Annotated in this window: 6 protein-coding genes and 1 pseudogene; 3 read left to right on the forward strand and 4 right to left on the reverse strand. The window is 61.6% G+C overall.

Translation table 11 applies throughout. The features are described 5' to 3' along the window. The 4 genes and pseudogenes from VNT00_RS12270 to ahpC all read right to left on the reverse strand — a co-directional run. Window positions 1-449 (reverse strand): annotated as a pseudogene (locus VNT00_RS12270) (hypothetical protein); the annotation flags it as partial. Window positions 450-659: 210 nt separating this feature from the next. Further along, entirely contained in the window at window positions 660-893 is a 234-nt protein-coding gene (locus tag VNT00_RS12275; protein WP_325587858.1) for a hypothetical protein, read from the reverse strand. Between the two features lie 34 nt (window positions 894-927). Next, on the reverse strand, window positions 928-2,514 hold the full coding sequence (gene ahpF / locus VNT00_RS12280) for an alkyl hydroperoxide reductase subunit F (protein ID WP_325587860.1): 1,587 nt from the start codon (window positions 2,512-2,514) through the stop codon (window positions 928-930). Between the two features lie 153 nt (window positions 2,515-2,667). Further along, window positions 2,668-3,231, reverse strand: coding sequence for an alkyl hydroperoxide reductase subunit C (gene ahpC, locus VNT00_RS12285; protein ID WP_325587861.1), 564 nt, complete (start codon window positions 3,229-3,231; stop codon window positions 2,668-2,670). A 241-nt stretch (window positions 3,232-3,472) separates the two neighbouring features. On the opposite strand from ahpC, the gene VNT00_RS12290 reads away from it, so the two are divergent. The 3 genes from VNT00_RS12290 (at window position 3,473) to lysS (ending at window position 7,951) form a co-directional block, all read left to right on the forward strand. Next, window positions 3,473-5,143, forward strand: coding sequence for a methyl-accepting chemotaxis protein (locus VNT00_RS12290; protein WP_325587862.1), 1,671 nt, complete (start codon window positions 3,473-3,475; stop codon window positions 5,141-5,143). A gap of 80 nt (window positions 5,144-5,223) precedes the next feature. Next, window positions 5,224-6,328 (forward strand): peptide chain release factor 2 gene (gene prfB, locus VNT00_RS12295; RefSeq protein ID WP_325587864.1). Its coding sequence is split into 2 segments (ribosomal slippage): window positions 5,224-5,304 and window positions 5,306-6,328, totalling 1,104 coding nucleotides; the frame shifts between segments, so codons are not numbered across the junction. A 102-nt stretch (window positions 6,329-6,430) separates the two neighbouring features. Further along, a complete protein-coding gene (gene lysS / locus VNT00_RS12300) occupies window positions 6,431-7,951 on the forward strand; it encodes a lysine--tRNA ligase (protein ID WP_325587866.1) in 1,521 nt (506 codons plus the stop codon). The last annotated feature ends 331 nt before the right edge of the window (window positions 7,952-8,282 follow it).

Below are 8,282 nucleotides of genomic sequence, written 5' to 3' on the forward strand. Positions count from 1 at the left end.
AGCTTCAACTGGGAATCGAGAGTCGCCTGGTGCTTGGCAAGCTGGCGCCGCTGCCCCGCCAGATCCGCCGCCTCATGGCCGCCCGGTGCGGGCGTACCCAATTCGGCGACCCGGGCCTGAACGCTGGCCAGTTGCGGAGCCAGCAGCGAGGCGGCGGCATCGGCGCGCGACTGGATGTCCAGCGCCGACGTGCGCAAATCCACCAGGTGTGCATCGCTGAGAACCTGGTCTGCCTGCGCAGTCAGTTGTTTCTGGATCTTGTCTATCTGGGAACGGGCCTCGTCCAGGCTCGCATCGATATTAGCGGCTTGCGGCGGTGCATCGGCGGCTATCGCGGCAAGCGGGATGTTGGCCAGCAGGACCCCGCAGAAAATCAGGAAGCACATCAGCCAGGCGTGGACGCTTGGGCGCCACAGGCATGCCAGGTTCGGCGAGCGACGTAAGGGCATCGCAATCACTCATAAAGTAGCCAGGCGGGCGGATATCCGCGTACGGCAAGCGCACATCATAACGCCGAATAACCCTTCCCGCCGCAATGGCCGGCGGGCGCGGCAACAGGGTCGCGCATCGGCAAGCCGGAAAACAAAAAGCGCATCCACAACGGATGCGCTTTCACGGGCTCCGGGCCGATGGGCCGGCCCGGATTATTGCTGTATGCCTTAGGGCCTGTTAACCCACATTAAGGAGATCGCGTTGGGGCTGAAACCGGCTGAACGCCAGGTGCCTCCCGCAGCAAGGCTCAATGCCTTGCGAGGAGAGGCAACGCCGCGAGCGGCCGGTTTCAGCCCCAACCCTGCGGGAAGCCATGAAAAATCCGCCGGCTCGGCGTTGCCGGGCTTGCCCGTATCGACATACGCGCGGCGCCCAGCGCCTTGATCCGTCAGATTTTTCATGGCTTCGCGACTCCTTAATGTGGGCTAACAGGCCCTAGGCTGCGGCCGCGTCGGCAACCTTCTCTTCGTCGGCCACCGAACTGCGGATGAGGTGGTCGAATGCGCTCAGCGCAGCCTTGGCCCCGTCGCCCGCGGCGATGACGATCTGCTTGAACGGCACCGTGGTGACGTCGCCCGCGGCAAACACGCCCGGAATCGAAGTCTGGCCCCGGGCATCCACCTCGATTTCGCCGAAGCGCGTCAAGGCCACGGTTCCCTTGAGCCATTCGGTGTTGGGAACCAGACCGATCTGGATGAACACGCCTTCCAGATCGACCCGCTTGAGCTCGTCCGAGGCGCGATCCTTGTAGGTCAGGCCGTTCACCTTTTTGCCGTCGCCGTGGATCTCGGTGGTCAGCGCCGAGGTGATCACCGTGACGTTGCCCAGGGAACGCAGTTTGCGCTGCAGGACTTCATCGGCGCGCAGACGGCTGTCGTACTCGATAAGCGTGACATGCTGCACCAGGCCGGCCAGGTCGATGGCCGCCTCGACACCCGAGTTGCCGCCGCCGATTACCGCCACGCGCTTGCCCTTGAACAAAGGGCCGTCGCAGTGCGGGCAGTAGGCCACGCCATTGTTGCGGTACTCTTTTTCGCCCGGGACGTTGATTTCGCGCCAGCGCGCTCCGGTGGACAGAATGACTGTCTTGCCCTTGAGCACGCCGCCGTTGGCCAGCTTGACCTCGATGAGCTTGCCGGGCACCAGTTCGGTGGCCCGCTGCAGGTTCATGATGTCGACGTCGTACGCCCTGACGTGCTCTTCCAGGGCGGCCGCGAACTTGGGCCCGTCGGTTTCCTTGACGGAAATGAAGTTCTCGATGGCCATCGTGTCCAATACCTGGCCGCCGAAGCGCTCGGCCACCACGCCCGTGCGGATGCCCTTGCGCGCCGCATAGACCGCCGCCGCCGCGCCAGCCGGGCCTCCGCCCACGATAAGCACGTCGAACGGCTCTTTGGCGTTGAGTTCCTCGGCCTTGCGGCTGCTGGCACCGGTATCCAGCTTGGCCAGGATTTCCTCGACGCCAGAGCGGCCCTGCCCGAAAATCTCGCCATTGAGATACACGGTGGGCACCGACATGATCTGGCGCTCGTCGACTTCTTTCTGATACAGCGCGCCGTCGATCGCCACGTGGCGAATGCGCGGATTGATGATCGACATGACGTTCAGAGCCTGCACCACGTCGGGGCAGTTCTGGCACGACAGCGAAAAATAGGTTTCGAATCGATAATCGCCATCGAGATTGCGGATCTGTTCGATGACAGCGTCGTCCAGCTTGATGGGATGGCCGCCGACTTGCAGCAGGGCAAGCACCAGCGACGTGAATTCGTGCCCCATGGGAATACCCGCGAATTTCACGCTGATATCCGTGCCGGGACGGTTGATGCTGAAGGCCGGCTTGCGATCCGACGCCGCGCTGTTTTTGGTCAGCGTGATCTTGTCGGACAGCCCGGCGATTTCCTGCAGAAGCTCGCGCAGCTCATGCGACTTGGCACCCTCATCCAACGAGGCAACGATCTCTATCGGCTGCGAGATCTTTTCCAGATACGATTTCAACTGAGTTTTGAGGTTTGCGTCTAACATGGCTGGTATTCTCTTATGAAGTAATGGTTATGGGATTCCGGATGCGCCGGTACGATGGCGGCATCCGAACCGCCTGATAGGCGCCGCCCGGGCTCGTAGCCCGGACGGCAAGCATTGCGATGCCGGCTTTTGGCCAGAGAGCAAGCTTGAAACTTAGATCTTGCCGACCAGATCCAGCGAAGGAGTCAGCGTCTTGGCGCCTTCTTCCCACTTGGCGGGGCAAACTTCGCCGGGGTGAGCGGCAATGTATTGCGCAGCCTTGACCTTGCGCAGCAGCTCGGACGCATCGCGGCCGATGCCGTTGTCGTGGATTTCCAGAACCTTGATCTGGCCTTCGGGGTTGATGACGAACGTACCGCGCAGGGCAATGCCTTCTTCTTCGATCAGCACGCCGAAGTTGTTGGCCAGCAGGTGGGTGGGGTCGGCCAGCATGGGGTAGTTGACCTTGCTGATGGCGTCCGAAGTGTCGTGCCAAGCCTTGTGCGAGAAGTGCGTGTCGGTGGAAACGCTATAGATTTCGACGCCCAGCTTCTGGAATTCGGCGTAGTGATCGGCCAGATCTTCGAGCTCGGTGGGGCAGACAAAGGTGAAGTCGGCGGGGTAGAAAACCAGGACAGACCACTTGCCTTTCAGGGACTGCTCGCTGACATCGACGAACTTGCCATTGTGATAAGCCGTTGCTTTGAATGGTTTGATTTCGGTGTTGATCAAGGACATATTTTGTCTTCCTTAGTAGTTGATGGGTGGGTTGAAAACTGAACTTGTGACCAGTATAGGTTGCGTCCGTTAATTTGTAAAATTAATTGATCTTATTGGAGTGGTTGATTTTAGCTATTAACCTTGCCAGCCTCTGGACGATCCGTCGCAAAGCTGCAATACAAGCTTGCCATACTCGTATGAAATGCCGGCGCATCCACGTTTTTCAATGGGCGCTGCAACAACTTCATTCGATGCCGACATGACACGACGCTTCACGCTAAAGAAAGGCTTTATTGTTTTCCTTGCCCTGCTTACCCTGTTCTCGCTGCTTGTCCTGGGCGCCCTGGACAATCTGACCCGCAGCCTCGAGCATATCAAGCAAATCGAAACACAGCGCGCGCGGGCAATGGTACTGACCGCCGAATACAGGCAATACGCCCAGGCCCTGACCCGCAACGCCCTGGCGTTCGTCTCTGTGGAGCAGCCGGAATTCGAAGAGCGCTACCAGCATTATTCCGCCATCATGGGCGGCCGCGCCCTGGATGCCGACGGCTTGACGCTGCCGTTGATGAAGAAACTGGAAAACGCGGACTTCTCGGCTGCGGAAATGAACACGCTCAAAGCCACCTATGCCAAAACGCAGGAACTGGCCAGGACGGAAACCGAAGCCATCAACACCGCCAAAGGCTTGTTCGACGACGGCCGCGGAGGCTTGAAGATCGGACTTCCCGAGCCATTGCTGGCCCGGGTCATGCTATTGGGACAACAATACACCAATGCCACCGCCGAAGTCGAACGCAATCTGAACGACGTGGACATCATGCTGGCCAACCGCTATGCCGGGCAGATCCAGGCGGCCTCCGGGCAAAGCGCGCGGGCCTATGCACTGGCCATGGGCTCGCTTGCCGCCCTGCTGCTTTGCAGCGGCCTAGCGCTTTTCTATCTGTACCGATCCATAAAAGCTCCCCTGGACGAAGGGGTGAGGCTGGCGCGCCGGCTGTCCGAAGGCGACCTGACCGCCACGGCCAGGATCCGCCGCGCGGATGAGCTGGGCAACTTGCTGGAAGCCTTGAACGGCATCGGACTAGGCCTGCAGAACGTCGCCCGGCATGTGCGCCGCCACAGCGCACAGATAGCCACCAGCACCCTGCAGATTTCCCGAGGCAATGCCGACCTTTCCAGCCGCAGCATCGAGCAGGCCAGCGGCCTGCAGCAGACCGCCGCGGCCATGGAGCAACTGGCGTCGACCGTCCGGCAGAACGCGGATCATGCCGGCCGGGCGGAAACGCTGGCCAGCCAGGCCTTCGACAGTGCCACGAACGGCAACGATGAGGCCCGGCGATCGATCGGCACGATGCAGGTTTTGAGCCAAAGCTCGGCCAAAATGGCCGAAATCGTCAGCATCATCAACAATATCGCGTTTCAAACCAATATATTGGCGCTGAACGCCGCCGTCGAGGCCGCCCGGGCCGGAACCCATGGCCGGGGATTTGCCGTGGTGGCCGGCGAAGTGCGCAGCCTGGCGCTGCACGCCGCGACGTCATCCAGGGAGATCTCCGCCCTCATCCAGAGTTCCCAAAGCCAGGTCGCGGCCGGCACGCGGCAAATCGAAAACCTGGGCCGGACCATGCAAAAAATCATGCTGTCGATGCAAGAAGTCAACGCCATCGTGCACGGCATCAGCGCGGCATCCGCCGAGCAGGCTCGCGGCATTCACGAGGTCAATCACGCGGTCAGGCAAATGGACGCCATTACACAGAAAAACGCCGAACTGGCGCAAGAATCGGCCAACGCTACGGCCTGGCAGCTCGAGCAGGCGGACGGCTTGCAGGCTGTCGTGGCCCGCTTCAAGCTTGGCCCCCAGGCGGAAGCCGCCGGCGCCCAGCGCGAAAACGCCGGCAATGCCAATTCCGTGCGCATTGCGGCTTGAGTCGGGCGGCATTCGGGCGGAACTCAACGTAAGTTAAAATACTGCGTTTAGTCGATAAAATCCGCACGATCAGGAACACTATGGAAGCCGAACGCCAAAACCAACTTGCCGCACGCCTGGACGACTACTCCGAGCGTCAACTGGCATTACGGGGGTATCTTTGACTTCGATGCCAAAGCCGAGCGCCTGCAAGTCGTAAACGCCGAACTCGAAAGCGCCGAAGTCTGGAACGATCCCAAGCACGCCCAGGATCTGGGCCGTGAAAAAAAAGCCCTGGAGACCGTGGTCGGAACGCTCTCCGACATCGGCCAGGGACTGGCCGAGGCCAAAGAACTGTTCGAGCTGGCCGCCGACGACAACGACGACGCCACGCTGCTGGCCATAGAGCAAGACTGCGACAAGCTGGGAATCCGCCTCGAAGAGCTGGAGTTCCGCCGCATGTTCAACAACCCGGCCGACCCGCTCAACTGCTTCATGGACATACAGTCGGGCGCCGGCGGCACCGAGGCCCAGGACTGGGCCTCCATCCTGCTGCGCCAGTACCTGCGCTACTGCGAACGCAAGGACTTCAAGGCCGAAGTGCTCGAGGAATCTCCCGGCGAAGTGGCCGGCATCAAATCGGCCACCATCAAGATCGAGGGCGACTACGCCTTCGGCTTCCTGCGCACCGAAACCGGCGTGCATCGCCTGGTGCGCAAAAGCCCCTTCGATTCAGCCAACGGCCGCCACACCTCGTTCGCCAGCGTGTTCGTGTATCCCGAGGTCGACGATTCCATCGAAATCGAAATCAATCCGGCCGATCTCCGTGTCGACACCTACCGGGCCAGCGGCGCCGGCGGCCAGCACATCAACAAAACCGACTCGGCCGTGCGCATCACCCACATGCCCAGCGGCATCGTCGTCCAGTGCCAGAACGACCGCTCGCAGCATCGCAACCGGGCCGAGGCCATGCAAATGCTCAAGTCCCGCCTGTACGAGCTGGAAATGCGCCAGCGCATGGCCGAACAGCAAAAAATGGAAGATGCCAAGACCGATGTGGGCTGGGGCCACCAGATCCGCTCTTACGTACTGGATCAAAGCCGCATCAAGGATCTGCGCACCAACGTGGAAATCTCCAACACCCAAAAGGTGCTGGACGGCGACCTGGATCCTTTCATCCAGGCCAGCCTGAAACAAGGCGTCTGAGGCTGTCCGCGAACCGGCGGCCGCATCGTGCGGCCCGCCTCCTGCGCTGACGCCTCGCCGCCCGAGCAATCACTCTTAGCCGATTAATACTTAAAACTCACCATGACCGATCCCACCGTCTCCACGCCAGCCCTCGATGAAAACCACCTGATCGCCGAGCGCCGGGGCAAACTGACCAGGCTGCGTGCCGACGGCATCGCCTATCCCAACGATTTCAGGCCCGACAGCGCGGCGGCCGACCTGCATCGCGACTACGACGACGCCGACAAGGATGCGCTGGCCCAACTGGCCAAGCCGGCCAAGGTCGCCGGCCGCATGATGCTCAAGCGCGTCATGGGCAAGGCCAGCTTCGCCACGCTGCAGGACGGCAGCGGACGCATCCAGGTCTACCTGGACAAAAGCAGCCTTGGCGAAGAGCAATACAGCCAGTTCAAGGCCTGGGACATCGGCGATATCCTGGCCGTCGAAGGCACGGTCTTCAAGACGAACAAGGGAGAGCTTTCGGTTCACGCCGCCTCGGTTCGGCTGCTGTCCAAGTCGCTGCGTCCCCTGCCCGACAAATTCCATGGCGTGGCCGACCAGGAGCTGCGCTATCGCCAGCGCTACGTCGATCTCATCATGACGGAAGAAACACGCCGCACCTTCGTCGCGCGCAGCAAGGCCATAGGCAGCATCCGGAAGTTCATGCTGGACGCGGGCTTCCTGGAAGTCGAAACGCCCATGCTGCACCCGATTCCGGGAGGCGCCACCGCCAAGCCCTTTACCACGCATCACAACGCACTGGACATGGAAATGTTCCTGCGCATCGCGCCCGAGCTGTACCTGAAGCGGCTCATCGTCGGAGGATTCGAACGGGTGTTCGAGCTGAACCGCAACTTCCGCAACGAAGGCGTCAGCCCGCGGCACAACCCCGAATTCACCATGATGGAGTTCTACGCCGCCTACACCGACTACCGCTGGCTCATGGAATTCACCGAATCCCTGCTGCGCAACGCCGCCATTGCCGCCACCGGCAGCGCCGTGCTTACCTACCAGGAAAAAACCCTGGACCTCAGCCAGCCTTTCGACCGGCTTACCATAGTCCAGGCCATTCTCAAGTACGCGCCCGGCTACACCGCCGAGCAATTGAACGACCAGGCTTTCCTGCGGACCGAACTTAAAAAGCACCGCGTCGATGTCGACAGCCCCGTGCTGGCCCATGCGGGCGTCGGCGCCCTGCAACTGGCCCTGTTCGAGGAAACCGCCGAAGCCAAGTTGTGGAACCCCACCTACATCATCGACTACCCGGTCGAGGTTTCACCGCTGGCGCGCGCCTCGGACACCCAATCCGGCATCACCGAACGCTTCGAGCTGTTCATGACGGGCCGCGAAATCGCCAACGGCTTTTCCGAGCTGAACGACCCCGAGGATCAGGCGGCGCGCTTCCAGGCCCAGGTCCAGGCCAAGGATGCGGGCGATGAAGAAGCCATGTACTACGACGCCGATTACATACGCGCCCTGGAGTACGGCATGCCCCCCACAGGCGGCTGCGGCATAGGCATCGACCGGCTGGTCATGCTGCTCACAGACAGCCCCAGCATCCGCGACGTCATCCTGTTTCCGCACCTGCGCCGCGAAGACTAAACACAGGCCGAACGTCCCGCTCGATAAAACAGCCCACCGTCTTGGGACGGTGGGCTGTTTTACTGCATGGCGACTGGCTCGCCTTCAAAGCCGGACTTGCGGCCCCGGCCAGGCCTACACGCCATGCGGCAAGTTCATGCGCCGACGCCAAATACGCGATCCAGCCAACCCGCGCTTAGAACCGCGTCTTGACATACAGCATGCCGGCATGGTCGGTGTTGCCGTCGCCGAACTGCCCGCTGTAGCTCAGCCCCATCGTGGTCAGCCGGCCCACGCTGGCCTCCAGCCCCGCATCCACCACCGCCGCGTTGCGCGCAATCGGCGCCCCCGC

The organism is Eoetvoesiella sp. (genome assembly GCF_035555955.1).
GTDB lineage: Bacteria > Pseudomonadota > Gammaproteobacteria > Burkholderiales > Burkholderiaceae_B > Eoetvoesia.